This window comes from Psychrobacter sp. 1U2 (assembly GCF_051847575.1).
Genome location: NZ_JBPYDC010001443.1, coordinates 1 through 599 on the forward strand (window position 1 = coordinate 1; position 599 = coordinate 599).

The 599-nt window shown below is 43.4% G+C and carries 1 protein-coding gene; it reads right to left on the bottom strand.

Annotation, left to right across the window (positions count from 1 at the left end):
* Nucleotides 1-599, bottom strand: a 599-nt coding sequence (locus ACS8FD_RS22535; protein ID WP_439277498.1) for an imelysin family protein, incomplete at both ends; no start/stop codon positions are given.

Here is a 599-nt window from a genome sequence, read left to right on the forward strand (position 1 = left end):
TCATTTGATCAACCTTAATGCCTTCTTCTTCGCCTTTTTTAACGATGAAATTAAAAGCATCTTCTACTTTGATAAAGTCAATGGCCAATTTATCAGCGGCGTCTGAGTGTCCGTTATCAATAAGATACTGATGAATACCGTAACCCCCAACGGTTTCGCCAGTGACTGTTTGATAGCTACCACTGAATACATTTTGGATACCACGTGCATTATTGGCATAACTTAAGTGAGTCAAATCACTAAAGCATTCGTGCTCGTCTTCTGTTGACCCAGTCACAAACGCTACCTGTATGCGCTCAGAAGCCAGCTCACCCAGTGCTAAGCTGCCCATTTGATACATGATTTGACGTAAAGCATTATCATTTTTACGCGCTATAAGATCACTACGTAAAGTATTTTCGCTATCAGGTTGCCACTCAGCTTCCATCGCTGTTAAGTCATCAACCAATAGCTGAGTCGCCGCCTTTAAAAAATTACCGCGACGTTCACATATACTGGCGTCATCATTGACGATATCACCACTGGTACATTGCCCAGCTTCAGTGGCATAGTCAGTCACTGGACGATCTCCTGCACCTGCGCTCACACCATTGGTATCT